The sequence below is a fragment of the Shinella kummerowiae genome (genome assembly GCF_009827055.1).
In the GTDB taxonomy this organism is placed as follows: Bacteria; Pseudomonadota; Alphaproteobacteria; order Rhizobiales; family Rhizobiaceae; genus Shinella; species Shinella kummerowiae.
The window spans coordinates 429,061-454,770 of record NZ_WUMK01000002.1; the positions used below are offsets into that span (position 1 = coordinate 429,061).

Annotated in this window: 27 protein-coding genes; 16 read left to right on the forward strand and 11 right to left on the reverse strand. The window is 64.3% G+C overall.

The genetic code is table 11. The features are described from left to right. Positions 1 to 387 precede the first annotated feature (387 nt). From GR138_RS06540 to GR138_RS06550, 3 genes are all read left to right on the forward strand, one after another. Positions 388 to 1,005, forward strand: coding sequence for a LysE family translocator (locus GR138_RS06540; RefSeq protein ID WP_160857803.1), 618 nt, complete (start codon positions 388 to 390; stop codon positions 1,003 to 1,005). Positions 1,006 to 1,174: 169 nt separating this feature from the next. Beyond that, positions 1,175 to 2,143 carry a cysteine synthase A gene (gene cysK / locus GR138_RS06545; protein ID WP_160857804.1) on the forward strand — a complete coding sequence of 323 codons (969 nt, stop codon included), beginning with the start codon at positions 1,175 to 1,177 and terminating at the stop codon, positions 2,141 to 2,143. A gap of 158 nt (positions 2,144 to 2,301) precedes the next feature. Beyond that, entirely contained in the window at positions 2,302 to 2,697 is a 396-nt protein-coding gene (locus GR138_RS06550) for a VOC family protein (protein WP_160857805.1), read from the forward strand. Positions 2,698 to 2,838: 141 nt separating this feature from the next. On the opposite strand, the gene GR138_RS06555 is transcribed toward GR138_RS06550, so the two are convergent. The 10 genes from GR138_RS06555 to rsmI all read right to left on the reverse strand — a co-directional run bounded on the left by GR138_RS06555 (position 2,839) and on the right by rsmI (position 12,936). After that, positions 2,839 to 4,371 carry a YifB family Mg chelatase-like AAA ATPase gene (locus GR138_RS06555; protein ID WP_160857806.1) on the reverse strand — a complete coding sequence of 511 codons (1,533 nt, stop codon included), beginning with the start codon at positions 4,369 to 4,371 and terminating at the stop codon, positions 2,839 to 2,841. A gap of 303 nt (positions 4,372 to 4,674) precedes the next feature. Then, positions 4,675 to 5,619 (reverse strand): glutathione synthase, encoded by a 945-nt coding sequence (gene gshB, locus GR138_RS06560; RefSeq protein WP_160857807.1) that lies wholly within the window; start codon positions 5,617 to 5,619, stop codon positions 4,675 to 4,677. A gap of 110 nt (positions 5,620 to 5,729) precedes the next feature. Next, complete coding sequence (locus GR138_RS06565) at positions 5,730 to 6,233, reverse strand: cupin domain-containing protein (RefSeq protein WP_160857808.1); 504 nt, start codon at positions 6,231 to 6,233, stop codon at positions 5,730 to 5,732. Positions 6,234 to 6,332: 99 nt separating this feature from the next. Beyond that, positions 6,333 to 7,325 (reverse strand): endonuclease/exonuclease/phosphatase family protein, encoded by a 993-nt coding sequence (locus GR138_RS06570; RefSeq protein WP_160857809.1) that lies wholly within the window; start codon positions 7,323 to 7,325, stop codon positions 6,333 to 6,335. Next, entirely contained in the window at positions 7,322 to 8,431 is a 1,110-nt protein-coding gene (locus GR138_RS06575) for a sn-glycerol-3-phosphate import ATP-binding protein UgpC (RefSeq protein WP_160857810.1), read from the reverse strand. The genes GR138_RS06570 and GR138_RS06575 overlap by 4 nt, the downstream gene beginning before the upstream one ends. Before the next feature lie 12 nt (positions 8,432 to 8,443). Continuing rightward, the gene (gene ugpE / locus GR138_RS06580) at positions 8,444 to 9,286 is read right to left on the reverse strand and encodes a sn-glycerol-3-phosphate ABC transporter permease UgpE (protein WP_160857811.1); all 843 of its coding nucleotides are present in this window, start codon (positions 9,284 to 9,286) and stop codon (positions 8,444 to 8,446) included. Between the two features lie 13 nt (positions 9,287 to 9,299). Beyond that, positions 9,300 to 10,181 (reverse strand): ABC transporter permease subunit, encoded by an 882-nt coding sequence (locus GR138_RS06585; RefSeq protein ID WP_160857812.1) that lies wholly within the window; start codon positions 10,179 to 10,181, stop codon positions 9,300 to 9,302. A 68-nt stretch (positions 10,182 to 10,249) separates the two neighbouring features. Then, complete coding sequence (locus GR138_RS06590; protein ID WP_160857813.1) at positions 10,250 to 11,548, reverse strand: extracellular solute-binding protein; 1,299 nt, start codon at positions 11,546 to 11,548, stop codon at positions 10,250 to 10,252. 103 nt (positions 11,549 to 11,651) lie between these two features. After that, positions 11,652 to 12,020: a YraN family protein gene (locus GR138_RS06595; RefSeq protein WP_160857814.1), complete on the reverse strand. Its 369-nt coding sequence runs from the start codon at positions 12,018 to 12,020 to the stop codon at positions 11,652 to 11,654. Further along, entirely contained in the window at positions 12,010 to 12,936 is a 927-nt protein-coding gene (gene rsmI, locus GR138_RS06600; protein ID WP_160857815.1) for a 16S rRNA (cytidine(1402)-2'-O)-methyltransferase, read from the reverse strand. The genes GR138_RS06595 and rsmI overlap by 11 nt, the downstream gene beginning before the upstream one ends. Before the next feature lie 233 nt (positions 12,937 to 13,169). Between rsmI and dnaN the strand changes: the two genes are divergently transcribed. From dnaN to GR138_RS06630, 6 genes are all read left to right on the forward strand, one after another. Further along, positions 13,170 to 14,288 carry a DNA polymerase III subunit beta gene (gene dnaN, locus GR138_RS06605; protein WP_160857816.1) on the forward strand — a complete coding sequence of 373 codons (1,119 nt, stop codon included), beginning with the start codon at positions 13,170 to 13,172 and terminating at the stop codon, positions 14,286 to 14,288. A 220-nt stretch (positions 14,289 to 14,508) separates the two neighbouring features. Next, positions 14,509 to 15,111 (forward strand): phospholipid N-methyltransferase PmtA, encoded by a 603-nt coding sequence (gene pmtA, locus GR138_RS06610; RefSeq protein WP_160857817.1) that lies wholly within the window; start codon positions 14,509 to 14,511, stop codon positions 15,109 to 15,111. Between the two features lie 9 nt (positions 15,112 to 15,120). Next, positions 15,121 to 15,702 (forward strand): histidine phosphatase family protein, encoded by a 582-nt coding sequence (locus GR138_RS06615; protein ID WP_160857818.1) that lies wholly within the window; start codon positions 15,121 to 15,123, stop codon positions 15,700 to 15,702. 2 nt (positions 15,703 to 15,704) lie between these two features. Next, complete coding sequence (gene pyrF / locus GR138_RS06620) at positions 15,705 to 16,403, forward strand: orotidine-5'-phosphate decarboxylase (protein WP_160857819.1); 699 nt, start codon at positions 15,705 to 15,707, stop codon at positions 16,401 to 16,403. Positions 16,404 to 16,549: 146 nt separating this feature from the next. Then, positions 16,550 to 16,837: a DUF1330 domain-containing protein gene (locus GR138_RS06625; RefSeq protein ID WP_160857820.1), complete on the forward strand. Its 288-nt coding sequence runs from the start codon at positions 16,550 to 16,552 to the stop codon at positions 16,835 to 16,837. Between the two features lie 121 nt (positions 16,838 to 16,958). Next, entirely contained in the window at positions 16,959 to 17,939 is a 981-nt protein-coding gene (locus tag GR138_RS06630; RefSeq protein ID WP_160857821.1) for a complex I NDUFA9 subunit family protein, read from the forward strand. A 442-nt stretch (positions 17,940 to 18,381) separates the two neighbouring features. Here GR138_RS06630 and GR138_RS06635 read toward each other — a convergent pair whose 3' ends face one another. Next, positions 18,382 to 19,188: an undecaprenyl-diphosphate phosphatase gene (locus GR138_RS06635; RefSeq protein ID WP_160857822.1), complete on the reverse strand. Its 807-nt coding sequence runs from the start codon at positions 19,186 to 19,188 to the stop codon at positions 18,382 to 18,384. A 30-nt stretch (positions 19,189 to 19,218) separates the two neighbouring features. Between GR138_RS06635 and GR138_RS06640 the strand changes: the two genes are divergently transcribed. From GR138_RS06640 to GR138_RS06670, 7 genes are all read left to right on the forward strand, one after another. Next, positions 19,219 to 19,365 carry a hypothetical protein gene (locus GR138_RS06640; RefSeq protein WP_160857823.1) on the forward strand — a complete coding sequence of 49 codons (147 nt, stop codon included), beginning with the start codon at positions 19,219 to 19,221 and terminating at the stop codon, positions 19,363 to 19,365. An 11-nt stretch (positions 19,366 to 19,376) separates the two neighbouring features. Continuing rightward, positions 19,377 to 20,069, forward strand: coding sequence for a glutathione S-transferase family protein (locus GR138_RS06645; protein ID WP_160857824.1), 693 nt, complete (start codon positions 19,377 to 19,379; stop codon positions 20,067 to 20,069). A 10-nt stretch (positions 20,070 to 20,079) separates the two neighbouring features. Continuing rightward, positions 20,080 to 21,225, forward strand: coding sequence for a tRNA epoxyqueuosine(34) reductase QueG (queG, locus tag GR138_RS06650; protein ID WP_160857825.1), 1,146 nt, complete (start codon positions 20,080 to 20,082; stop codon positions 21,223 to 21,225). Further along, the gene (locus tag GR138_RS06655) at positions 21,222 to 22,097 is read left to right on the forward strand and encodes an SDR family NAD(P)-dependent oxidoreductase (RefSeq protein WP_160857826.1); all 876 of its coding nucleotides are present in this window, start codon (positions 21,222 to 21,224) and stop codon (positions 22,095 to 22,097) included. The genes queG and GR138_RS06655 overlap by 4 nt, the downstream gene beginning before the upstream one ends. A gap of 360 nt (positions 22,098 to 22,457) precedes the next feature. Then, positions 22,458 to 22,820 carry a septal ring lytic transglycosylase RlpA family protein gene (locus tag GR138_RS06660; protein ID WP_160857827.1) on the forward strand — a complete coding sequence of 121 codons (363 nt, stop codon included), beginning with the start codon at positions 22,458 to 22,460 and terminating at the stop codon, positions 22,818 to 22,820. A gap of 77 nt (positions 22,821 to 22,897) precedes the next feature. Beyond that, the gene (locus tag GR138_RS06665) at positions 22,898 to 24,187 is read left to right on the forward strand and encodes an RsmB/NOP family class I SAM-dependent RNA methyltransferase (protein ID WP_160857828.1); all 1,290 of its coding nucleotides are present in this window, start codon (positions 22,898 to 22,900) and stop codon (positions 24,185 to 24,187) included. Between the two features lie 211 nt (positions 24,188 to 24,398). Then, the gene (locus GR138_RS06670) at positions 24,399 to 25,676 is read left to right on the forward strand and encodes an imelysin family protein (RefSeq protein WP_160857829.1); all 1,278 of its coding nucleotides are present in this window, start codon (positions 24,399 to 24,401) and stop codon (positions 25,674 to 25,676) included. Positions 25,677 to 25,710 lie beyond the last annotated feature (34 nt).

Below are 25,710 nucleotides of genomic sequence, written 5' to 3' on the forward strand. Positions count from 1 at the left end.
TGTAAGTGCCGCTGTTGCCACACGGTCGTTCATTGACCGTCGCCGACATTTGCCGGGCGGTCTGCAATCCGCATAGGCACATCCTCGATTGCCGGGCCGTGCTGTCGGGGAGCCTGCGACGACCAACGGATTTGCCGATCGGCATCCCGACAGCACGACCAGCCCGCCGCGACCGCCTTGCAACCCCCTCTTTCTCGGCCGGCCGATTGTCGGTGCTCAGCACGGTTCGCCCGGTATCGCCGGACATTTTCACGTCAGCCCATAGCGCGATATGGCCACCGCCACCCCTCCGAATGACGCGATCATACCCTGCCGTTGCGCCGGCGCACCCATTGCCGGGACGGGTCGGCAGGCATAAAAGGAGCCGATCCAGGGAGCCTGCCTGCCATGACCTTCGCCGTCCTTCTCGCCTATAGCGGTGCCCTGTTCATCGCCGCCATCATTCCCGGTCCCGGCATTACGGCGATCGTCGCCCGCGCGCTCGGCTCGGGCTTCCGGCCGACCTTCTTCATGGGCCTCGGCCTCATCCTCGGCGACATGGCCTATCTCACGGCGGTCATTCTCGGCCTCGCCTTCATCGCGCAGACCTTCACGACGGCCTTCATGCTGATCAAGATCGCCGGTGCGCTCTATCTCGGCTATATCGCCTGGAAGCTCTGGACGAGCGGCCTGCTGCCGCAAAACATCGCGGCGCAACGCTCGACCAGCCTGACTGCGTCCTTCCTGTCCGGCCTGTTCGTGACACTCGGCAATCCGAAGACCATGCTGTTCTATGTGGCGCTGGTACCCACCCTCGTCGATCTTCAGGCCATCGGCCTCAAGGAATACGGCCTGCTGCTCGCCGCGACCTTCGTCGTGCTGCTCATCGTGCTGGTCCCCTATATTGCGCTCGCTTCGCGCGCCCGGCTTCTTTTGAAACAGCCAAAGGCGTTGCAGCGGCTCAATCGCGTCGCCGCCGGTATTCTCGCCGGAACTGCCGCCTATATTGCGGCCCGCGCAGCCTGAGGCGACACGCCGGCGACCGATGTTGCGCGCGGGTTGAACGACAGGATCCGACTTTTGCCGGATCGGCGCCCGATTATTCCGCCTTCGGCCCATCTGGCGCGAAATTCAGACTCGTTTCTCGCCGCGTTCGCCCCTATCTTCACTCGAACGAGAACCGAGGGAGTACCCGATGACCGACACCCGCAAACCCGGCCGCGGCCGCATCTACACCTCCATCACCGAGACGATCGGCGACACGCCGATCGTGCGGCTCGACAAGTTCGCCAAGGAAAAGGGCGTCGTCGCCAATCTTCTCGCCAAGCTCGAATTCTTCAATCCGATCGCCTCGGTCAAGGACCGTATCGGCGTGGCGATGATCGAGGCGCTGGAAGCGCAGGGCAAGATCACCCCCGGCCAGTCGACGCTCGTCGAGCCGACCTCCGGCAATACCGGCATTGCGCTCGCCTTCGCCGCCGCCGCGAAGGGATACCGCCTCATCCTCACCATGCCAGAGACCATGTCCGTCGAACGGCGCAAGATGCTGGCGCTCCTCGGCGCAGAGCTGGTGCTGACCGAAGGCCCGAAGGGCATGAAGGGCGCGATCGCCATGGCCGAGGAGCTGGCTGCCACCATCCCCGGCGCCGTCATTCCCCAGCAGTTCGAAAACCCGGCCAACCCGGACATCCACCGCAAGACGACGGCTGAGGAAATCTGGAACGACACCGAAGGCGCCGTCGATATTCTCGTTTCCGGCATCGGCACCGGCGGTACGATCACCGGCGTCGGCCAGGTGCTGAAGGCCAGGAAACCCGGCCTGCAGGTCGTTGCCGTCGAGCCGGCCGACAGCCCGGTGCTGTCCGGTGGCAATCCCGGCCCGCACAAGATCCAGGGCATCGGCGCCGGGTTCGCCCCGGCGATCCTCGACAAATCGGTCTATGACGAAGTCGTCACTGTCAGCAACGACCAGGCCTTCGAGAATGCGCGTCTCGTCGCGCGCCTCGAAGGCGTTCCGGTCGGCATCTCCTCGGGCGCGGCGCTGACCGCCGCCGTTGAGGTCGGCAGCCGTCCGGAAAATGCCGGCAAGACCATCGTCGTCATCATCCCCTCCTTCGCCGAACGTTACCTTTCCACCGCACTCTTCGAAGGGCTCGGCGGCTGATACGGACGGCCCGCCGCGGGACCGGTCCCGCGGCGGGCACCTTCACCGCTGATACATCCACTGTTCCAAGAAGGGCGGACGCGCGTAGCGTTGCGTTTCAAGGCAGGTCTGGCGCAAACCGCTTTCCACATTTTCCGCAATGATCCCGGTGTCCAAACATGCTGCACCACCTTTCCCTCGGCGTGACCGACTTGGCGCGCGCGGCCGCCTTCTATGACGCCGCCCTGACGCCACTCGGTTATCACCGCGTCTGGTCGGACATCCGGCCCGGCGAACCGGACCAGGCCATCGGCTACGGACCGTCCGGCGGCGGCGACAAGCTTGCGCTCAAACAGGACGATGGCGCCCGAGCACCCGGCCCCGGCTTCCACATCGCCTTTGCAGCGCCCAACCAGGCGGCCGTCGATGCCTTCCATCAGGCGGCCCTCACCGCCGGCGGCATCGACAACGGTGCCCCCGGCCTGCGGTTGCACTATGGCCCGACTTACTATGCCGCCTTCGTCATCGACCCGGACGGACACCGGATCGAGGCGGTTTTCAAGGCACCGGCATAACGGCTGAGCCTCTATAGGGCGATCCACACGCCTCTGTGGTTTCGAATCCCGCCCTCTCAGGCCCTTGGTCCAAACCATGCGGTCGCGCGCGCCCTCCGGACGGCCTTCCCGTCGACTCGCTCCATCACCACAACGACAGGCTTACGCCGCAGCGACCAGCCGCTCGCCCGCGATGCGATAGGAAATCGCTTCCGCCAGATGGATGCGCCCGACAAGGGTTGCCTGGTCAAGATCTGCGAGCGTGCGGGCAACCTTCAGGACACGGTGATAACCGCGGGCGGAAAACCGCATTTTCTCCGCCGCGTCGCGGAGCAGCTGAAGGCCGGCCGGGTCGGGCTCGGCGATCTTTTCGACGAGCGCCGTCGAGGCGCGGGCATTGCTCGTCACCGACGCCATGCCGAGCCGGGCAAACCGATCGACCTGCAGGGCACGGGCGTGGGCGACGCGGCGCGCAACGGTCTCGCTGGGCTCGGCCGCCATCGGGCGGATAAGGTCCGTCGCCGAGACGGCCGGCACGTCGATGCGGATGTCGATACGGTCCATCAGCGGACCGGAAACGCGGGCCTGGTAATCACTCATGCAGCGCGGTCCGCGGGCACAGGCGCGGCCCGGTTCGCCCGCCATGCCGCAGCGGCACGGGTTCATGGCCGCGACGAGCTGGACGGCCGCGGGATAGCTCACGCGGTGGTTGGCGCGCGCGATGATGCATTCACCCGCCTCGAGCGGCTGGCGCAGTGCATCGAGCGCCTGGGGCGAGAATTCCGGCAGTTCGTCGAGGAAGAGCACGCCATTGTGTGCAAGCGAGACTTCGCCCGGCCGCGCGCGCGACCCACCACCGACGAGCGCCGCCATGGTGGCGGAATGGTGCGGCGCCCGGAACGGGCGGCGATCCGACAGGCGACCGCCCGAGAGCTGGCCGGCGATGGAGTGGATCATCGAGACTTCGAGCAGCTCGGCCGGCGTGAGCGGCGGCAGGATGGCGGCAAGCCGTGCGGCCAGCATGGATTTTCCCGAGCCCGGCGGGCCGACCATCAGCAGATTGTGGCTACCGGCCGCCGCGACCTCCAGGGCCCGCTTGGCGCTTTCCTGCCCCCGGATATCGGCAAGGTCCGGCAGGTTGCCCGCCGCGGCCCGGATTGCCGGCGTGGGACGCGACAGCACCTGGGTGCCTTTGAAGTGATTGGCAAGCGCAATGAGGCTTCGCGGTGCCAGAATATCGAGGCCGCCGCCGGCCCAGGCGGCTTCCGCGCCGTTTTCCGCCGGGCAGATCAGCCCCTTGCCGAGCGCATTCGCCCCCATGGCGGCGGGCAGGGCGCCGGCAACCGGCGCGATCGTGCCGTCGAGGTTCAGTTCGCCGATGACGACATAACCTTCTACCGCATCGCCCGGCACGGCCCCGAGCGCCATCATCAGGCCGAGCGCGATCGCGAGGTCGTAATGGCTGCCTTCCTTGGGAAGATCGGCGGGCGCGAGATTGACGGTGACCCGCTTCGGCGGCAGCGAGAGACCGGAGGCGTGAAGGGCGGCCTGCACCCGCTCGCGGCTTTCGGCGACCGCCTTGTCCGCCAGGCCGACGATCTGCATGCCCACCTTGCCGGGCGCCACCATAACCTGCACGTCGACGGGCACGCCCTCGATGCCCTGAAACGCAATCGTACTGACTCGTGCCACCATGACTGCCCCCCGCTCGCGCCACGGCGCCGCGCGTCGCGCATGACGCACAGAGCACTGCAACACGTTTTTGCCGAAAACGGCTCCCGCAACCGCCCCTGGGTTGCAGTTGCAAATCTGGCATGAAATGCGGAATGAAACAAGAACAATTATAGAACTTGCGCGTGGATTTTCCGCGTGCTGATTGTGGCCGGTTGCCTTTGCGGAACGAAGGCGGGACGTTCGCGAACGGAACGTCCCGGAAAGGCGATTCTGCCGGGAAAAGGCCGCGGATTTTCCGCCGCACGATCGCCTGGGAAGAAGGCTTTAGCGCTTCTTCTCGATGGCGTCCCAGAGGAGGGCTGCAATGTCGGCGCCGCCAAATTTCTTGACCTCGCGGATGCCGGTGGGCGACGTCACGTTGATCTCGGTCATGTAGTCGCCGATGACGTCGATGCCGACGAGCAGGAAGCCGCGTTCGCGCAGCGACGGGCCGATGCGGGCGCAGATTTCCTTTTCGCGCGCCGTCAGCTCCGTCGGCTCGGGGCGACCGCCGGCATGCATGTTGGAGCGGGCGTCGTGCTCGGCGGGAACGCGGTTGATGGCGCCGACCGGCTCGCCGTTGACGAGGATGATGCGTTTGTCGCCCTTGCGCACATCCGGCAGGTATTGCTGCGCGATGAAGGGCTCGCGGAACATCTGGCCGAACATTTCGAGCAGCGAGGAAAGATTGCGGTCGTCCTTGGTGGAATGGAACACGCCCGCACCGCCATTGCCGTAGAGCGGTTTCAGGATCATGTCGCCCATCTCGTCACGGAAACGACGGATTTCGCTCGCGTCGCGGGTGATCAGCGTTGCCGGCATCAGATCGGCGAATTCGGTGACGAAGATCTTTTCCGGCGAATTGCGCACCCAGGCCGGATCGTTGACCACCAGCGTCTTCGGGTGGATGCGCTCCAGGAGGTGCGTGGAGGTGATGTAGGACATGTCGAAGGGCGGATCCTGGCGCAGCAGCACCACGTCCATCGTCGAGAGGTCGATGCGCTCGGCCGTGCCCAGCGTGTAGTGGTCACCCTTGACGTCACGCAGCTCCATCGGCTCGACGGTGGCATAGACCCTGCCGTCGCGCAGGCTGAGACGGTCCGGCGTGTAGTGGAAAAGCTTGTAGCCGCGGCTTTGCGCCTCGAGGCTCATGGCGAAGGTGGAATCGCCGGCGATGTTGATGGTCGACACGTGGTCCATCTGGACCGCGACGTTCTTGATCTTTGCCATGAAAAGTCCCCTCAGGAATGCCCGACACATGTAGGATGCGGCAGGCACAATGGCAACGGGCGCCGTGCTTGCCCAGCACGACCCCCGTCAATCGTTACCATGGGTTTTTCTCAGGCCGCCAGCCCGCCGGGCGCCTGCCGGCCGCCGCGCAGCCGATCGCGCAGCTTCAAGGCAAGATTGATTGGAGCCGGGAATTCCTTGCGGCAGAAGGCGATCTTGCGCACGTAGCTGTCGATATGCCAGGTCGCCCAGCTCTTGCCGGGGAAATAGGCGATGTCGCCGGCCTTCAGCGTGCGCTCGCTGCCGTCTTCGCCGGTGACATGAACTTCGCCGTCGAGGATCATCACGGTCTCGTCCCAGCCGAAATACCAGCGGAAGGTGCCAGCGGTGCAATCCCAGATCGCCGTCGTCGCCTGGTCGTCGTAGGCGCGCGAATGCAGCGACAGCCGTGCCTGCGGGTCGCCGGCGATCACCCAGGAGGGCTCGATCGGATTCGGCGCCATTTCCAGCTTGTCGAGCGAAGACGCGATCAGCGGCCGCGGCGCGTTCATGTCGGCCTGCCGGTTGCGCACGGCGACACCGACCATGGCAGCAAGCATCAGTTTCAGTACCATTTCATCCCCCTTGCAAGTCGTGGCGGGAGACTAGGCGATAGCGGTAACGGTGTCGTTCAAACAATCGGTGGCATTTTAAGCATTCGTCACATTCTCACCTCAGGCAAAACCATCGATTCGGCAGGTGATGAGGTCGTGATCGGACAATGGCCGGCCGGAGGGGCAGAGCGAGGAGACGATGCGGGTCTCGGAGACCGCGAGGCCGCGGGTGAGGAACCAGTCGAGCTTCATCGCCCGTTCGGGCCAGCGGGTGATGAGGCTGGGGCGTGTCGTCATCGTGTCGAGCGGGCCACCATGGCGGGTGAAGCCACGCTCGGCGGCGCGGGCAAAGAGGCCCTCGGCCTCGAAATCACCGTCGGCGTGGTTGCCGGTGTTGAGATCGCCGCCGATGATGAGCGGACGCCCCGGGAAGGCGGCATCCAGCGCATCCATCAGGCCAACCATCTGGCGCTCGCGGTAGGCGGCGGTGGTCGCACTCTCAAAATGGGTGGAGGCAAGCACCAGCGGGCCGGATTCCGTGTTGATGACGGCGCCGATCGCCATGCGCTCGCCAAGCCGCGGCTGGTCGACCTCGCCCATGAACCAGAGGCGTTCGCCCGCCAGGCGCAGCAGAAAGGGTTCGTGCAGCGGCACGGTCGACATCAGGCCGTTGCCATGCAGGCCGCGCCGGTTGAATCTGTCCTTGCAGAATTCCAGCTCGGTCTCCGAGCCGAGACCGAGCTCGATGAATTCGACGCCGTAGAGATAGGCCATGCCGAGTTCGTCGGCGACCTCCGCCGTGGTGTGGCGCTGGCGGGTGCGGGCCATGCCGTCGTCCATTTCGGAGAGCAGCACGATCTCGGCGCCGGTCGCCCCCAGATGTTCGGCGCTTTGCAGCGGAAACAGGCAGCGCTCCAGGTTCCAGGCGGCAACGGTGAAGGGAAAGGGCAGCGGCTCGGCGCGCTCGGCCCGGCCGCCCACCTCGACAGCATTCATGCAGGCAAGGTCCGCCATATGGGCATCGTGCGCGGCGATCGACTTTTCGAGGCCGGCAATGGTCGCGCGCTCCTCCAAAGAGGGTGCCGGAAGCCTGTCGACGGTCGAACGGATCATGATATCACGAACTCCACGGTGGACGTGGCGGCTGCTCCCGCCCTCTCGCCCGCCCAGTCGATGCGGCGACCGCTGGCCGTATCGAAGAAATGCAGCCGGAAGGACGCGATCGACAGCGAGGCCGTTTCCGGAAGCGGGATTTCCGCCGAAAGAGCAGCGACCATCGGCTGATCGCCGACGAGGCCGTGCACGAGGCGCTGCGCGCCCAGCTCCTCGACATAGTCGATGCGGAACGGCATGCTGCCATCCAGCCCCTGGTGCAGGCGCAGGTCTTCCGCGCGCAATCCCACGGTGACGGCCCCTTGCGTGGGCACCGTCGCGCCGAGCTCGATCAGCGCCGGGCCGAGTGCCAGCTTGCTGCCATGCACTTCGCCGCTGACGAGGTTCATGGCCGGCGAGCCGATGAAGCTCGCGACGAAGGTCGTGGCCGGGCGGTGGTAAACTTCGAGCGGGCGGCCGATCTGCTCGATCTTTCCGCCGGAGAGCACCACGAGACGGTCGGCCAGCGTCATGGCTTCGAGTTGGTCGTGCGTGACATAGATCGAGGTCGTGCCGACACGGCGTTGCAGGCGCTTGATCTCGCCGCGCATGGAGACGCGCAGCTTGGCATCGAGGTTCGACAGCGGTTCGTCGAACAGGAAGGCGGACGGCTTGCGCACGATGGCGCGGCCCATGGCGACGCGCTGGCGCTGGCCGCCGGAAAGCGCGCGCGGCTTGCGCTCCAGATAGGGCTGGAGTTCCAGCATGCGGGCGGCTTCCGCCACACGCGCATCGATCTCGGCCTTCGGGGTGCGGCGGTTCTTCAGGCCGTAGGCGAGGTTGTCGTAGACCGACATGTGCGGGTAGAGCGCGTAGTTCTGGAACACCATGGCGATGTCGCGGTCGGCCGGATCGACGTCGTTGACCACCCGGTCACCGATCGTCACGCTACCCTCGCTGATCGTCTCCAACCCGGCGACCATGCGCAGCAGCGTCGACTTTCCGCAACCGGACGGGCCGACGAGCACGATGAATTCACCGTCGGCAATGTCGATATTGACGGCGCTGACCGCGGTCACGCCGCCATTGTAGATCTTCGATACGTCCTTGATGCCGATCGATGCCATGGGGGAGGTTCCTTACTTGTCGCTTTCGGTGAGGCCCTTGATGAACCAGCGCTGGAAGATCAGCACGATCATCACGGGTGGCAGCATGGCGAGGATCGCCAGCGCAAAGGCCTCGTTGTAATCGGGAATGTTGGAGCCGACCCAGACGAGCAGGATCTGCTTGATGCCGCGCACCAGCGTGAAGAAGCGCTCGTCGGTGGTCATCAGTGTCGGCCAGAGATACTGGTTCCAGCCATAGACGAACATGATGATGAAGATGGCGGCGATCATGGTGCGCGAGAGCGGCACCAGGATGTCGAAGAAGAACTTGACCGGCCCGGCGCCATCAATGCGCGCGGCCTCCAGCAGTTCCTCCGGCACGGACTTGAAGAACTGGCGGAAGAAGAAGGTGCCGGTGGCGGATGCCAGCAGCGGGACGATGAGGCCGGTATAGGTGTTGGTCAGTCCGAGCTTGGTCATCACCTCGTAGGAGGGAACGATGCGCACTTCGAGCGGCAGGAGCAGCGTCGTAAAGATCATCCAGAAGAACAGCGTGCCGAAGCGGAAGCGGAAATAGACGATCGCATAGGCGGCCAGCATCGACAACACGATCTTGCCGGCGGCAAAGCCGATACCGAGGATCAGCGAATTGAGGATCATGCGCGCGCCGGTGATGTCGCCGGTGAAACCGCCCTTGCGCGTCAGCACGGTGTTGTAGGTCTCGGTGAAATGGCCGCCCCACGTAAACGACAGGCCATTGCGATGGATGTCGACCGCGTCGTGGGTCGAGGTCATGAAGGCGACCACGACCGGCGCCACCATGACGAAGACGCCGAGCAGGAGGACGAGGTGATCGACGAGACGGATGCGGTTCATGGCGGGCGCCCTCTCAATTGTAATGGACGCGCCGCTCGATGAAGCGGAACTGGAAGATGGTGAGCACGAAGACGACGATCATCAGGATGACGGACTGGGCCGAGGAGCCGCCGAGGTCGTTGCCGCGGAAGCCGTCCATATAGACCTTGTAGACGAGCGTGATCGGGTTGTTGGCCGCCTTGTCCTTCACCATCACGTCGATGACGCCGAACGTGTCGAACAGCGCATAGGTCATGTTGATGATGAGCAGGAAGAAGGCGGTGGGGGCGAGCAGCGGTAACGTCATCGTCCAGAAGCGGCGGAAGCCCGAGCGGCAGTCGATGGCAGCGGCTTCGCGCACCGAGACGGGAATGCTCTGGAGCCCTGAGAGAATGAAAATGAAATTGTAGGGGATCTGCTTCCACACCGACACGATGATCATGGCGATTGCCGTGTCGTTGTAGTTGAGGCCGACCTTCATATCCCAGCCGAACAGCGCCGCGAACTTCACCAGCGGGCCGATATGCTGGTCGAAGAACATCATGCCCATCAGGCCGGCGACCGGCGGGGCGATGGCATAGACCCAGATCAGCAGCGTCTTGTAGGTCGAGCTGCCCTTCAGCACCGCATCGGCCTTGACGGCGAGCAGCATGCCGATGCCCAGCGAGAGAAAGGTGACCAGCACCGTGAAGACGACCGTGAAGCGAGCGATCGCCTGATACTGCACGGAGCCCAGTGCATCAGAATAGTTGGAGAGGCCCACGAAGGTGGCGCCGAAGCCGAACGGGTCTTCGAGATAGAAGGACGACTGGATCGCCTGCACGGAGGGCCAGTAGAAGAACACGAAGATGATCGCCATCTGCGGCGCGATGAAGAGATAGGGCAGATAGACGGAGGAGAATTGCACGCGCTTCATGGAGCCACCTTCATAGCGGCGTGCCGGGAGCAGGACGCCCCCGGCACGAATTTCAGCAGATGGCAGTATCAGCCGGCGGTCTTGGCGAAGCGGGCGAGCAGTTCGTTCGCTTCGGTCTCGATCGTCTTCATGGCGTCCTCGACCGAGGTTTCGCCGGCGAAGATGCGGCCGTATTCACGCTCCATGATCTCGCGGATCTGCGGGTAGAAGCCGAGGCGATACCCCTTCGACCAGTCACCCGACTTCAGCATGAGCTGCTGGATACCGACTTCGGCAGCCGGCTTCTCCTTGTAGTAGCCTTCCGACTTCGCGAGTTCGTAGGCAGCCTTGGTGATGGCGACGTAGCCGGTTGCCTGGTGGTAGAACTTCTGGATTTCCGGCGAGGTCAGGAACTGGAAGAAGTCGGCCGTGCACTTGTTTTCGGCTTCCGGCTTGCCGGACATGGCGAAGAGAGCCGCGCCACCGATGAAGGTGTTGGTGCCCGCACCCTCGATGCTGTTCCAGTAGGGCAGGAAGGTTGCCGAGAACGGCTTCTGCGCGGTCTTCTGGAGGCCGCCGAACGAACCCGAGGAACCGATCCAGAAGGCGGCCTTGCCTTCTTCGAAGAGCTTCTGGTTGTCGTTCCAGCCGGCGCCGTAATAGCCGAAATAGCCTTCGTCAGCCCAGGCCTTGAGCTTGGTGAACATCATGATGAGGTTCGGGTCGGTCATGTTGATCTCGGTGTCGACGACCGAGTCGTAACCGTTGTTGTTCGTCGCGAACTGGATGTTGTGGCGCGAGAAGAAGTTCTCGGTGAACTGCCAGGTCAGCTGCGACTGGACGAGCGGCAGGTAGCCGGCTTCCTTGAGCTTCGGCGCAACCGCCTCGAACTCTTCCCAGGTCTTCGGAGCTTCGACACCGGCCTTTTCGAGGGCTTCGGTGTTGACATACATGATCGGCGCCGAGGAGTTGAACGGCATACCGACGAACTTGCCATCCGGCGCGGCGTAGAAATAACGCACGCCTTCGATGAAGGCTTCGCGGTCGAAGGTGTAGCCGGCCTGGGTGATCAGATCTTCAGCCGGAATGACGGCGCCCGGAGCATTGATGATCGTCGCCGCACCGGCGTCGAAAACCTGCAGGATGTTCGGCTGTTCGCCCGAACGGAAGGCCGCGATGCCGGAAGCGAGCGCTTCTTCGTAGGTGCCCTTGGAAACCGGCGTGATGGCGCAGGTCGACTGGGCAGCGTTGAACTTCTGGGCGACTTCGTTGATGACTTCGCCGTTGCGGCCGGCCATGCCGTGCCACCAGGTGATGTTGGTGGCGGCCATCGACGTCGTGGCGGAGATTGCGAGTGCGAAACCTGCGAGGGAAAGCGGCTTGAACATGGGTTGCTCCTCTTCACCGGATTTGGTGTGAGGGGTGCACTAAGGGGCGACCATGACGGGCGCGTTACGCTTTCATGTCAGTTTCGTTACATTTTCCTTTTGATCAAAACGCATCCACAAGGTGTTTTGGAAGACGCCAGGGACGCACCGCGACGATATCATACCGTAACGACAGGCGATGAGCGTCCGGCTGGCGGGAGAGCCAGAGTTCGCTGGCCGCGCGAATGCGGTTCTGGGCCGTACCGGTGACGGCAAAGACGGCGCTGTCGATATCGCGCCGGGCTTTCACTTCCACGCAAACGACCAGGTCGCCCCGCCGGGCGATGATGTCGATCTCGCCAAGTTTCGTGCGATAGCGGATGGCACTTATGCGGTAGCCCTTGGCGACCATATAGAGTGCAGCGATGTATTCGGAGACATGTCCGCGGCGGAAGGCCTTGAGCCGGCTCGGATCCGCCTTATTATCCCGCATCGCCACCCTTCAGGTCGATGAGGCGCTGGTAGAGGTCGCGGCGCGGCAGGCCGGTCTGGCGTGCCGCCTCCGTCGCCGCCTTGCCGGCCGACATGTCCTTGACGAGCGCCGAAAGCAGCCGGTCGACATCCGCCGCCTCGGGGGCCGCCGCCTCGCCCGGCGGGGCGATGACGAAGACGATCTCGCCCTTCACCGTGTGGCCGTCACCATAAAAGGCGGCGAGATCGCCGAGGGGTCCACGACGGAATTCCTCGAATGTCTTGGTCAGTTCGCGGCAGACGCAGGCGACACGCCCCTCGCCCAGCACGTCGGCGGCGGCAGCAACCGTCGCGGCGATGCGATGCGGCGATTCAAAGAACAGCAGCGTCGCCGGGACATTCGCCAGCTCGGCGAGACGATCGCGCTTGGCCTTGTCCTTGGTCGGCAGGAAACCGGCGAAGAAGAAGGCATCGTTCGGCAGGCCGGAGCCGACGAGGGCGGCAAGCGGCGCGGAGGCACCGGGAATGGGCACGACGCGGTGGCCGGCCTCGATGGCGAGCAGCGCAAGGCGGTAACCGGGATCTGAGACGAGTGGCGTGCCGGCATCCGAAACCAGCGCCACGGACTTTCCCGCTTCGAGCGCGGCGATGAGGCGCGGGCCGGCCTCGTCCGCATTGTGCTCGTGATAGGCATAGGGCCGGTTGACGATGCCGTAGCGGTCGAGCAGCACGCGGGTGACGCGAGTGTCCTCGCAGGCGAGCACGTCGGCGCCGGCCAGCGTTTCCAGCGCACGCAGCGTGATGTCGGAGAGATTGCCGATCGGGGTTGCGACCAGATAGAGCGCCGGTTCCAACGGACGGGCCGGGATGACGGCATTGTGCAGGCGAAAGCTTTTCGCGTTTTCGCTCGCTCCGCTCGCCGCACCCTCGTCCCGCATTGTCCGATACCTTTCCGGCTCCCGGGGAGCCGCACTTTTGTCTCCTTATGGGCGAGTGCGCATGCCCCGGCAAGGTCCGGCCGTTGACTATCCTGTGTCCCGCGCCGTTAGCACTTGCAATGATGCGCCAGTTTCTGCCATTTTGCCCGTCCACATCCTTCCGGCACCACCGGAACTCCAAGGCAATGCCGCGCCGGTTTCCGGCGCACTAGCGGTCGAAAGCGGTACAGTTCATGCGCATTACTCTCGAGCGGTCCAATCTTCTGAAGTCGCTGAACCACGTTCATCGCGTGGTCGAACGGCGCAACACGATCCCGATCCTCTCGAACGTGCTCCTGCGCTCGGACGGCGCAAGCCTCGACATGAAAGCGACCGACCTCGACCTCGAGATCACCGAGGCGACGCCGGCGCAGGTTGAACAGGCCGGTGCCACGACCGTCCCGGCGCATTTGCTCTACGACATCGTGCGCAAACTCTCCGACGGGTCCGAAGTGGCGCTCGCCACCAATGCCGACGGCTCGTCCATGACGGTCACGTCCGGCCGCTCGAAATTCTCGCTGCAATGCCTGCCGCAGTCCGACTTCCCGGACCTCACCGCCGGCAGCTTCTCCCACACGTTCCGCCTCAAGGCGACGGATCTGAAAATGTTGATCGATCGCACGCAGTTCGCGATCTCGACGGAAGAGACCCGCTATTACCTGAACGGCATCTTCATCCACACGATCGAAAGCAACGGCCAGCTCAAGCTGCGCGCCGTCGCCACCGACGGTCACCGCCTCGCCCGCGCCGATGTCGAGGCCCCGTCGGGCTCGGAAGGCATGCCGGGCATCATCATTCCGCGCAAGACGGTCGGCGAGTTGCAGAAGCTGGTCGACAACCCCGACCTCATCGTCACCGTCGAAGTCTCGGATGCGAAGATCCGCTTCACCATCGGCTCGATCGTGCTGACCTCGAAGCTGATCGACGGCACCTTCCCGGATTACCAGCGCGTCATCCCGACCGGCAACGACAAGGAACTGAAGATCGATTGCCAGTCCTTCGCGCAGGCCGTCGACCGCGTTTCCACCATTTCCTCCGAGCGCGGCCGCGCCGTGAAGTTGGCGCTGGGCGAAGGCCAGCTGACGCTCACCGTCAACAACCCGGATTCGGGCAGTGCGACGGAAGAGCTGGCGGTTGGCTACGAAAGCGACCCGCTGGAAATCGGCTTCAACGCCAAATACCTGCTCGATATCACCTCGCAGCTCTCCGGCACGGAAGCCGTGTTCATGCTGGCCGATCCGGGCTCGCCGACGCTGGTGCGGGATCTCGCCGGCGACGACGCCCTCTACGTGCTCATGCCGATGCGCGTCTAGGCCTGCGGTCTCGACATCGGGAAACCGTTGTGGAACCCGCCGGCCATCCGGCGGGTTCTTTTTTTCGTGAGCGCAGCCGCCCTCAAGAAACTTGCGGGCGACGGCGCAATCAGACTTGTTTTTGACGCAAACCGCGTCACATATTCGCCATGGTCCGACGACGCGGACGGGAATGAAGCCCGCCGACGGCCCATCGATGACACCATGAAGGGGGAATGGCATGACGTTGCGTGTGAAGGTCAAGGAACGGCTGGGCAAGAAGTTCGACGACGAAATCCGTTTCTTCAAGGGCTGGATGAGCAACACGCGGGCCGTCGGTTCCATCATTCCCACCTCCTCGATCACCGCGCGCCGCATGGCAAGCGTCGTCAATCCCGCCTCCGGCCTGCCCGTTCTGGAACTCGGCCCGGGCACCGGCGTCATCACCAAGGCGATCCTCGGAACCGGCCTTGCCCCGGAAAAGCTGACTTCGGTCGAATTCTCGACGGATTTTTACAACCACCTCGTCGAACGTTTCGACGGCGTGAACTTCATCAACGGCGATGCCTTCGACCTCGACAAGACGCTCGGCGCGTTGCGCGATGCGACCTTCGACAGCGTCATCTCCGCCGTGCCGCTCCTTAACTTCCCGATGCACAAACGCGTGTCGCTGATCGAGGACCTGCTGTCGCGCATTCCGGCCGGTCGCCCCGTGGTGCAGATCTCCTATGGTCCGCTCTCCCCCGTCGTCGCCATGCCGGACCGCTACCAGATCACGCATCTCGACTTCGTCGTGCGCAACATCCCGCCGGCGCAGCTCTGGACCTACCGCCGCACCCATTGAGGCGCGGCGATGTACGCCCTCTACATCACCCATCCACAGGTGCTGATCGACCCGGCCGTGCCGGTGCCCGACTGGGGCCTGTCAGAGCGCGGCCGCGAGCGTGCCTTGCTTGCTGCCTCTGCCGACTGGTCACGCCAGATCGGCCGCTTCGTGGCGAGCACAGAGCGCAAGGCGACCGAGACGGCGGATATCCTGTCCGCCGGCCGCCTCACCATCGAGACCGACCATGCCATGGGCGAGAACGACCGTTCCGCCACCGGTTTCCTGCGGCCCGACGCCTTCGAGGAGGCGGCCGACTGGTTCTTCGCCCATCCCGAGCAGAGTTTTCGCGGCTGGGAGCGGGCGGTGGATGCGCAGGCACGCATCGTTTCGGCCGTCGAGCGGGTGCTGGCCGACCATGACCCCGCAATCCCCATCGCCTTCGTCGGCCATGGCGGCGTCGGCACCTTGCTGAAATGCCACCTCAAGGGCACCCCGATCCGCAGAGACGGCGATCAACCGGCGGGCGGCGGCAATCTTTTTGCTTTCCGGCTTGCAGACCGTGCCGTCACATGCGACTGGACGCCAATGGAGTTTTGGAAAGGGATTTGACCATGTCCGCGCGCGACCGCCTGATCGTTGGCCTCGATGTTCCAACCATCGCGGAGGCGGAAAAGGTGGTCCGGTCGCTGGGCAGTACGGCCCTTTTCTACAAGATCGGCTACCAGCTGGTCTTCGCCGGCGGTCTCGAATTCGCCCGCGACCTTGCCAAGGACGGCAAGAAGGTCTTCCTCGACATGAAGCTGCTCGACATTGACAACACGGTGGCGAAGGGCGTCGAGAACATCGTCAAGATGGGCATGTCCATGCTCACCCTGCACGCCTACCCCAAGGCCATGGCCGCCGCCGTGTCCGCCGCCAAGGGATCCGACCTCTGCCTGCTCGGCGTGACGGTACTCACCTCCATGGATGCCAAGGACGTCATCGACGCCGGCTATGAATACGATCCGCACACGCTGGTGCTGCGCCGCGCCGAACAGGCGCGCATCGCCGGCATGGGCGGTGTCGTCTGCTCCGCCGAGGAGGCCAAGGCCGTGCGGAAAATCGTTGGCCCCGACATGGCAATCGTCACCCCCGGCATCCGCCCGGCGGGTGCAGACCTCGGCGACCAGAAGCGCGTGATGACGCCGTTCGACGCCTTGAAGGCCGGTTCCAGTCACCTCGTGGTCGCCCGCCCCATCGTCAACGCCGCCGACCCGCTCGCCGCGACCAGGGCCATCCTCGCCGAGATGGACGGCGCGCTGACAGCGTGAAATAACAGCCAGCTACAGGGGTCCCCCTCATCCGGCCTTCGACGACCTTCTCCCCGTGGGGGAGAAGGGAAACGGGACGTTGGCGACGGCAGGCGGATAAGGCAGAATCCCGACAGCAACGTCGATAACAAAGCAGGGAGTAAGACATGCCCAAGGGCTACTGGATTGCACAGGTCGATGTGCGGGATGCCGAACGCTACAAGGACTATGTCGCTGCCGCCAAGCCGGCCTTCGAGAAATACGGCGCGAACTTCGTTGCCCGCGGCGGTGCCTATGCACAGTTGGAAGGCCGCGTGCGCGCCCGCAACGTGATCATCGAATTCCCCTCCTTGCAGGCCGCCGTCGACTGTTACAACTCGCCGGAATACCAGATCGCCGCTGCCATCCGCCAGGAAGTGGCCGATGCCGAGATGGTGGTGGTCGAAGGCCTCTGACCGGCCCGCGCAAAGCCTTCACAAAACCCGGCGAGAGAGACGCTTCGCCGCGCTTCACCTTGTCAGCACTTTGGGCTATGTAGGCCCTACCTACCTTTCCTATCCTTTCAGGAGCAGCCCCATGACCTTGTCCAACCTTCCGCCGCTCGTCACCGTCTTCGGCGGCTCGGGCTTCGTCGGGCGTCATGTGGTGCGCGCGCTGGCACGCCGCGGCTACCGTATCCGCGTCGCCGTGCGTCGCCCGGACCTTGCCGGCTTCCTGCAGCCGATCGGCGGCGTCGGCCAGATATCCTTCGTCCAGGCAAACCTGCGCTACCGCCAGTCGGTCGACCGCGCCGTCGAAGGCGCCGACCATGTCATCAACTGTGTCGGCGTGCTCTTCGAGAGCGGCCGCAACACCTTCGACGCCGTGCAGGATTTTGGCGCCCGTGCGGTTGCTGAAGCCGCCCGCGCGGCCGGTGCCAAGCTCACCCACATTTCCGCGATCGGCGCCAGCGAGACGTCGCAGTCCTCCTACGCCCGCACCAAGGGTCGTGGCGAAGCCGCCGTGCTGCGCACCGTGCCGGACGCCGTCATCCTGCGCCCCTCCATCGTCTTCGGCCCCGAGGATGGCTTCTTCAACAAGTTCGCCACCATGGCGCGCTACGCGCCGGCGCTGCCGCTGATCGGCGGCGGCCACACGAAGTTCCAGCCGGTCTATGTCGCCGACGTCGCGGAAGCCGTCGCCCGCTCGGTGGACGGCACGATCGAACGCGGCCGCATCTACGAACTCGGCGGCCCGGAAGTGCTGACCTTCCGCCAGTGTCTCGAATTGATGCTGCGCGTGGTCGATCGCAAGAACCCGCTCGTCTCGTTGCCCTTCGGCATCGCCTCGCTGATCGGCTCCATCGCCTCGCTGGTGCCCTTCATTTCGCCGCCGCTCACCGCCGACCAGGTGACGCTGCTGCGCTCGGACAACGTGGTTTCGGATGATGCCAGGAACGAAGGCCGCACGCTCGAGGCCATCGGCATCGAGCCGACCCTCGCGGAAGCGATCCTGCCGAGCTATCTCGTGCGCTACCGCACGCAGGGCCAGTTCACGCGCGTCGACAAGACGGCCTGATCCCGCTTTTTGACGGTAAGAAACGGCCGCCGCAGGGGCATTCCCCGCGGCGGCCGCGTCGTTTTCTGAAAGCGCTTTGATCGCCCTGTTGCACTTATGCAGCGGTTAAAAAAAGCGTTGCGGTATTTACGCGGGATTCAGCATGTCGCGATATTGCTTGTCTTCGGGCCAGCGAATAAACACCGCCCCCGTCGCGTTGTCCTGAAGGACAGTTCTGCGGCGTATTTTCAGGACTTTGAGAGGCTTCTCCGCCCATGGGCAAGGCAATTGCAATCTTCTTCGGATTTTCGGCTCTGATTATCGTGGCCGGATCCTTTGCCGCGCCCTCGACGGTCTCCGCGGGCAAGCATGGCTGCTCGCCGGCCTACGGCGTCGACCCCTGCACGACCGCATCGGTCAAGTAAGCTTTGGCCGATCCTGAGATCGGCCAAAACCTTTCGCGTCAGCCCCAGATCAGCAGGCCGATCAGGCCCAGCGTTCCCACGACGATTCGCCAGATCGCAAACAGCGTGAAGCCGCGGCGCGACACGAAGTCGAGCAGCTTGCGCACGACGAACAGACCGGCCACGAAGGCGGCGGCAAAGCCGACGCCGACCAGAAGCAGGTCGTCCGACGACAGCGCATCACGGTTCTTGTAGAGATCGAGCGTGAAGGCACCGACCATGGTCGGCATGGCGAGGAAGAACGAGAATTCCGCCGCCGAACGCTTGTCGGTGCCCATCAGCAGCGCGCCGGCGATCGTGGCGCCCGAGCGGGAGGTGCCCGGGATCATCGCGAGGCACTGGCAGAGGCCGATCTTGAAGGCGAGCGACGGCGGGTAGGTCATCGCATCCGTATAGCGTGGCTGCAGCGGCAGCCGGTCGATCACATAGAGAATGACGCCGCCGATGATCAGCACGATGCAGATGAGCATCGGCGTCTCGAACAGCACCGTCTTGATGAAATCATGCGCGAGTGCGCCGATGACCGCCGCCGGGAGGAAGGCGACGAGCACGGTGAGCACAAAACGCCGGGCCTCAGGGCTCGACGGCAGCGCGAAGGCGATGCGCAGCAGTTTCGCCGCATAGACGGAGAGGATCGCCAGGATGGCGCCGAGCTGGATCAAGACGGCAAAGCTGTTGCCCGGCGACTTGAAGCCGAGAAAGTGCCCGGCAAGCAGGATGTGGGCGGTGGAGGACACCGGGATGAATTCGGTCAGGCCCTCGATGAGACCGAGGATAAGGGCGCTGACAATCGATTGATCTGCCATGAAAGTTCCTTGAGACTGGGAAAGGAAGGCATGAAAGTGAAGCAGGCTTACGGCAAAAAGCCCGATTCGCTTGTGTTTGTACCACCAAATTTCTATAGGTTCGTCAAATCAGCCGTCGCCAAATCAGTTCCGCATGAAGCGGCAGGCCCGGCATCGCCCCTTCCGCAAGACGAGTAAAAGCAGCGTACATGCCCACACTCTATCATCATCCGATGTCTTCCGCGTCGCGCTTCGTCCGCCTGATCCTTTCGGAATACGGCTTCCAGACGGAGCTTGCCGAGGAGGCGCCGTGGGAGAACCGACGCGATTTCCTGGCGCTCAACCCGGCCGGAACGCTGCCCGTCTATGTCGATGACAGCATGCGCGCGCTCTGTGGCGCGAGCATCATCTCGGAATATCTCGACGAGACGCACGGCGTGTTGAAGCGCGATCGCCGGCTGCTCGCCGAAGACCCGTTTCAACGGGCGGAGATCCGTCGCCTGACCGAATGGTTCCTGCAGAAGATGGAACAGGACGTGACGCGGCCGCTGGTGCGCGAGCGGATCTTCAAGCTGCAGATGACGCCGGACCAGGGCGGCGGCCCGCCGGACAGCAAGATCCTGCGCAATTCGCGCGCCAATATCCGCCAGCACATGAAGTATCTCTCCTGGCTCGCCGGCTCGCGTACCTATCTCGCCGGCGACCGGCTGAGCTATGCCGACCTTGCCGCGGCCGCGATGATTTCGGTGCTCGACTATATGGGCGAGATCAACTGGGCCGACGCGCCGCAGGCCAAGGACTGGTACCAGCGGCTGAAGTCCCGCCCCTCCTTCCGTCCGCTGCTCGCCGAGCGCGTGCGCGGCGTCACCCCGGTCTCGCACTACGCGGACCTGGACTTCTGAGGACGAACCCATGTCGGGCGACGAGAGGCTCCGGCGCCGCCTGACCGATTTCGTCAAGGCGGAAGCGGCGGACAAGGGGTTCGACCTCTGTCGCATCACCGGCCCCGACTCGATCCCTGACGCACCGCCCCGCCTCGCCGACTTCCTCGCCGCCGGCTATCACGGCACGATGGACTGGATGGCCGAGACGGAAGCCCGCCGCGCCGATCCGCGGGTGCTGTGGAGCGATGTGCGCTCCGTCGTGCTGTTCGGCATGAATTATGGTCCGGAACACGATCCGCGCGCCGTGCTCGCCATGCCGGACCGGGCGGCCATCTCGGTCTACGCCCAGAACCGCGACTACCACGACATCATCAAGGGCAAGCTCAAGGAAGTGGCGACGCGGTTTGCCGCGCGTGGCGGGGCGGACGTCAAGGTGTTCGTCGACACGGCGCCGGTGATGGAAAAGCCGCTCGCCGCCGCTGCCGGCCTCGGCTGGCAGGGCAAACACACCAACCTGGTCAGCCGAACGCACGGCTCCTGGCTGTTCCTCGGCAGCCTCTTCACCACGGTCGATCTCTTCCGCGACGAACCGGAGCGTGATCATTGCGGCTCCTGCCGCGCCTGCCTCGACGCCTGCCCGACGGACGCGTTTCCCGCACCCTACAAACTCGATGCGCGCCGCTGCATCTCCTACCTCACCATCGAGCACAAGGGCCCGATCGGGCCGGAATTCCGCGAAAAGATCGGCAACCGCATCTATGGCTGCGACGACTGTCTCGCCGCCTGTCCCTGGAACAAGTTCGCCGCCAGCGCCTCGGAAATGAAGCTCGTCGCGCGCGAGGAGCTGAAGGTGCCGGCCATCGCCGACTTCCTGGCGCTCGACGATCTGGGGTTTCGCGCGCATTTCTCCGGCTCGCCCGTCAAGCGCATCGGCCGCGACCGCTTCGTGCGCAACACGCTCATCGCCGCCGGCAATTCCGGTGACCGCAGCCTCATCGCGCCCTGCACGCGCCTTGCCGACGACGCCGCGCCCGTGGTGCGCGGCATGGCCGCATGGGCGCTTTGCCGGCTGATGACACCTTCCGAATTCCGGCAATTTGCGGCAGGAAGGGCAGACGACGCGGACGACGACGTGCGCGCGGAATATGAAAGAGCGAAGGCAGACGGACGATGACGCACCTCCTGATCCTCGGCGCCGGTTTTTCCGGCAAGGCCATCGGCGAAACCTTCCGGAATGCCGGCTTTACCGTTTCGGGAACGACACGCTCGGCCGAGAAAGCGGAGGCTCTGCGCACCCTCGGCATCGAACCGATCCTCTATGACGGCGGTACCATCTCTGAAACTCTCGCTGCCGACATGGCGCGCGCCACCCATCTCGTGCAGTCGATCGCCCCCGGCAAGGACGGCGATCCGCTCTTCCGGATGGAGAGCTCGTCGCTCGCCTCGCTGATGCCGAAGCTCGAATGGGCCGGTTACCTCTCCACCGTCGGCGTCTATGGCGACCACAAGGGCGGCTGGGTGAATGAGGAGACGGTATTGAATCCGGTCTCCGCCCGCTCCGTCGAGCGGGTCGAGGCGGAAGGCCATTGGCTCGCCTTCGGAGCGGAATCGGGCCTTCCCGTCGCCGTGCTGCGCCTTGCCGGCATTTACGGGCCGGGTCGCAATGCGCTGCGCAATATGGAAGAAGGCACGGCGCGCCGCCTCATCAAGCAGGAACAGGTGTTCAACCGCATCCGCGTCGAGGATATCGGCGGCTCGGCCCTGTTCCTTGCACAAGGGCATCTCGGCGGCGTCTGGAACATCACCGATGACGAGCCGGGCCCGCCGCAGGATGTCGTCGCGGAAGCCGCCCACCTGATGGGCCTGCCGGTGCCGCCGGATATTCCGTTTGAAACCGCGGAACTTTCTCCCATGGCCAGGTCTTTCTATGGCGAGAACAAACGCGTCTCGAACGCGAAACTGCGTGCAGCGGGCTTCCAATTCCGCTTCCCGAACTATCGTCAATCGCTCGCCGAGCTCTTCTCGTCCGGGCAGTGGCGGAGCTGAGGGGACAGGGCCGGTGGGATGGCTTTTGCTGTTTTATGCAACCTGAAATTTATCTGCCCTATTTTTGCCGCCGAATTCCTGCGCAGTGATTGCTAATATTGGAAGTTTTTTCTGAAAATTTGCGCGAATGCCGCACCGGCGTTCCAGCTTCACAGTCGATCCAGTTTAGCGACTGATTCGCAAGACATTTTTCTGTCATCTTAACGAAGATTAAAAATCCATCGTGGGCGATGGACTGTATATCCGCGCGCCATTCGACAGAATTGCGGCAGGTTGAGGCACGGTTTTGCCACTTTTGCTTCCTCATAGGGCAAGCATCACAGGGGATTTTCACAACTCGCCGCAAGGGTCATCCGCTACATGCTGTCCAAGCTCTCCAGCCTCGCGCTCGCTTCTCTCGTCGCCGCCTCCTCCACCTTCGTTACTTTTTCCGATGCTCAGGCCGCCGGTTGCGGTCGTGCCTCGTGGTATGCGCTGCATTCGCGCACCGCGTCCGGCGAGCGGATGAATCCGAACCTCATGACGGCCGCACACCGCAGCCTGCGCTTCGGCACCAAGGTGAAGGTTACCAACGCCAACAACGGCAAGAGCGTCGTGGTGCGCATCAACGATCGCGGCCCGTTCATCCGCGGCCGGGTGCTCGATCTTTCCAAGGCTGCCGCCTCCAACATCGGCATGATCCGCTCCGGCCACGCCAAGATCTGCTACGAAGTCATCGGCTGATCGCCACGTGAATCTGTCCGCGCCGGCTTGCTCTCGGCGCGTTCCGCCGCTACCACGACGCAAAACGGAGTAAACGGATGCGATTGGGTGGGCGGCTCTCGGGAGCCATCGAGGTTCTGACGGATATCGAGACGCGGCGGCGCCCCGTCGCCGATGCGCTCAAGGACTGGGGCCTTTCCCATCGGTTCGCCGGCTCCGGCGACCGCGCCGCGATCGGCAACATCGTCTATGACGCGCTGCGCATGAAACTGTCGCACGCCTTCCTGATGGACGATGACAGCCCCACGGCCCTTGCCTATGCCGTGCTGCTGCGCCAGTGGGGCCTCGCCCCCGAGGCGCTGGCCGCCGAATTCGACGGCGACCGCTTCGCCCCTGAAGCCCTCTCCGACGAAAAGCTCGTCGCCTTCCACGCCCGCACCCTCGACGGCGCCGCCGCGCATGTGCAGGGCGACATCCCGGAATGGATCCAGCCGGCCTTCGAGACGAATTTTGCCGATGCGTGGCTTACCGAAGCCAAGGCACTTGCCGGGCGGCCGACGCTCGACCTGCGCGCCAACACGCTGAAGGCCGGTCGCGACAAGGTGCTGAAGGCGCTGGAACGCAATGCCGCCGTCGCCTCGGCCATTGCCCGGCAAGGCATCCGCATTCCGGCCGGCGAAGGCCCGTCGCGCCTGCCGAACGTCACTGCCGACCTCGCCTTCCAGAAAGGCTGGTTCGAGGTGCAGGATGAGGGTTCGCAGATCGTCGCCGATCTCGTCGTGCCGCAGGAGGGCGACCAGGTTCTCGACTTCTGTGCCGGCGGCGGCGGCAAGACGCTCGCCATGGCGGCCGCCATGCACAACAAGGGCCAGGTGCACGCCTACGATACCGATCGCAAGCGCCTTGCCCCGATCATCGAGCGGCTGAAGCGCGCCGGCACCCGCAACGTCCAGGTCCACGAGGACATGTCCAGCCTCGCGCCGCTCAAGTCGCGGTTCGACCGCGTGCTGGTCGACGCGCCCTGCACGGGTACCGGCACCTGGCGCCGCCGCCCGGACACCAAGTGGCGCCTCACCGAGAAGAACCTCGAGGAACGCATCGTCCAGCAGCAGGAAGCGCTCGCCAATGCCAGCGCCTTCGTGCGGCCGGGCGGTTCCCTGCTCTACGTGACCTGTTCCATCCTGCCGCAGGAGAACGAGGACCAGGTGCACGGCTTCTGTGCGGCCAATCCGGAATTCGAGGTATTGCCCGTCACCGATACGTGGCAGAAGCTGTTCGGCGCGGACAAGCCGCAGCCCTGGTCGCGCGATGGAAAGACCGTCACGCTGACCCCGGCATCCACCGATACGGACGGTTTCTTCTTCTGCGCCATGGGTCGCAAGGCCTGAGGCGTTTGCGCTCTGTCAAAACGGGCAGAACAGCTTGAAATCGTTCTAAACTATACACTTTGACACCAGTTTTTATTTGGTCCATGACAGTAACGCCTGAATAATCCCGAGCCCGGCGGTCTGCCGGGCCATCCGGGCAACGGCCTGCTGTCGAGCAAGCCGCGACGTCCGGTGTCGGGGGGACACGCCAAACAGGACACCAGGAGACGTCATGACCACTTCCACTCTTCGCGCGGTCGCCTTTGCGCTTGCTGCGGCGGCGTCAAGCCTCGCCATCGGCTCCGCCCATGCGGCGGCCGATCCGGCTGCGATCGTCAAGCATTATGCCGAAATCGCCCATGCCAAATTCTCCGACTCGCTCGATGCCGCCAAGGCGCTCGATGCGGCGGTCGATGCCCTCATTGCCAAGCCGAGCGACGAAACGCTGAAGGCAGCGCGCGAGGCGTGGCTGAAGTCGCGCGTGCCGTACCAGCAGACGGAAGCCTATCGCTTCGGCAACCCGCTCGTCGACGACTGGGAAGGCAAGGTCAATGCCTGGCCGCTCGATGAAGGCCTGATCGACTATGTCGACCCGAGCTATGGCACGGAGAGCGACGAGAACGCGCTGTTCGTCGGCAATGTCATCGCCAATCCGAAGCTGGAGATCGCCGGCAAGACGATCGACGCCACGACGATCACGCCCGCCGTGCTGCAGGAACTGCACGAGGCCGGTGAAGTCGAGGCGAACGTCGCTACCGGGTATCATGCCATCGAATTCCTGCTGTGGGGCCAGGACCTGAACGGCACCGGCAAGGGTGCGGGCAACCGCCAGGCGTCCGACTACGACAAGGCCAATTGCACCAACGGCAATTGCGACCGCCGCGGCGCCTACCTGAAGGCCGCCTCTTCGCTGCTCGTCACCGATCTCGAAGAGATGGTGAAGGCCTGGGCCGCGGATGGCGACGCCACCAAGAACGTCACCGCCGATCCGAAGGCCGGCATCACGGCGATGCTGACCGGCATGGGCTCGCTGTCCTACGGCGAACTCGCCGGCGAGCGCATGAAGCTCGGCCTGTTGCTGCACGATCCGGAAGAAGAGCACGATTGCTTCTCCGACAACACGCACAACTCGCACTACTATGACGTCGTCGGCATCCAGACCGTCTATACGGGCGAATACACCCGTCCCGACGGCTCGAAGCTGACCGGCCCGTCGCTCTCGGAGCTGGTTGCGGAAAAGGACGCCGCCCTCGACACCGAGATGAAGGGCAAGCTCGACGCCAGCCATGCCGCCTTCAAGGCGCTGGTCGACCGTGCGGAAGGCGGCGAAGCCTATGACCAGATGATCGGCGAAGGCAATGCCGAGGGCAACAAGGTGGTGCAGGCCGCCGTCGACACCCTGATCGACCAGACGAAGACCATCGAACGCGTCATCGGGTCGCTGGACATCGGCAAGATCGAGCTTGAAGGCTCCGACAGCCTGGATAATCCTAACGCTGTCTTCCAATGATAGAAGGCGGGCCGCTCCCGACGGGACGCGGCCC